1 protein-coding gene is annotated in these 1,326 nt (G+C 61.2%); it reads left to right on the plus strand.

What is annotated here, in order from left to right; genetic code table 11:
* The first annotated feature begins 123 nt into the window (after positions 1-123).
* Positions 124-1,326 (plus strand): ISL3 family transposase, encoded by a 1,203-nt coding sequence (locus GRB96_RS15435; RefSeq protein ID WP_205743692.1) that lies wholly within the window; start codon positions 124-126, stop codon positions 1,324-1,326.

The following is a 1,326-nucleotide window of genomic DNA, read 5'->3' on the forward strand; positions in this document are numbered from 1 at the left end:
GGTTCTTCGCAGACTGGCGTGAAAACGAAGTACTCTTAGGCGACGGCGGGATAGAGAAACGGCGGTAAATCCGAGTAAGCTGATGTTCACCACAAACGTCTGCTCACGGATACCGCCGTTGCCATGGATGCTACCCCTCTCTGCCTGTTCTGGAAAGGTTTCACCGTCGCCCATCACGAATTCCTGGATGAGCAAACGCTACGGCTCCAGTTAGCGCCTGATGACCGGGTCCCACCGGTCTGCAGCGGCTGTGACCATGCCTGCTTCCTCGTACATGACGTGCACCACCGTCGCGTCAGAGAAGCGCCATTGCTGATCTATCGGGTGGAGCTGGAGGTTCCGGTACGTCGCCTGCGCTGCCCCGTCTGTGGCCCGACACGCGAGCGCATTGACTGGCTGCCGGGCCGTTCTCCGGTGACTACCACGCTACGCCAGTGGGTGGAGCGCCTGGTCACGTTGCTGCCGATCCGGCATGTCGCCGACCTGGTCGGCCTGCACTGGCATACCGTCAAGACCATCGATAAGCAGCGCCTTCAGCGTGACCTGCCGGCGCCGGACCCGACACGGCTGCGTCGCCTGATGATGGACGAGTTCGCCCTCCACAAGGGGCACCGCTACGCCACAGTGATTGCTTGTGCCGACACCCAGCAGGTGGTGTGGGTCGGCGAAGGTCGCTCCCGGGAGGCGATCCGCCCGTTCTTCGAATGGTTGGGTGATGCGCGACAGCAGATCGAGGCCGTCGCCATGGACATGAACGCGTCTTTCGATCTCGAAGTAAAGGACCAGTGCTCTAACGCCGAGGTGGTCTACGACCGCTTCCATGTGGTGGCCAAGTACGGGCGCGAGGTGATGGATCGGGTGCGCGTCGATCAGGCCAATCAGCTGCGCGACGACAAGGCGGCCCGCAAGGTGATCAAGGGTAGCCGCTGGCTGCTGCTGCGCAATCAGGACAACCTCAAGCCTGAGCAAGCGGTGAAGCTGGAGGAGCTGCTGGCCGCCAATGCCTCACTGACCAAGGTCTACCTGCTCAAGGACCAGCTCAAGACGCTGTGGTTTGCCGAGGACGAGGCGACGGCCCGCAGCGGTTGGCAAGAGTGGGCTGGTATGGCGTTGAGCAGCGGGATTGACGCCTTAATGCGCTTCACCAAGAAGCTAGAGCCCTACCTGGACGGCATCGTGTCCAGTTCTCGCCACCACCTGAACACCAGCGTGCTGGAAGGTATGAACAACCGGATCAAGGTCATCAAACGGATGGCCTATGGGTACCGCGACACGGAATACTTCTTCCTGAAGATCCGTGCCGCGTTTCCCGGCAAAATGCGATGA

The organism is Halomonas alimentaria (genome assembly GCF_009902005.1).
GTDB classification, from domain to species: Bacteria; Pseudomonadota; Gammaproteobacteria; order Pseudomonadales; family Halomonadaceae; genus Halomonas; species Halomonas alimentaria.

What these genes read in the sequence shown, in the direction of transcription:
- GRB96_RS15435 (WP_205743692.1), top strand. Translation starts at nt 124, where the DNA reads ATGGATGCTACCCCTCTCTGCCTGTTCTGGAAAGGTTTCACCGTCGCC.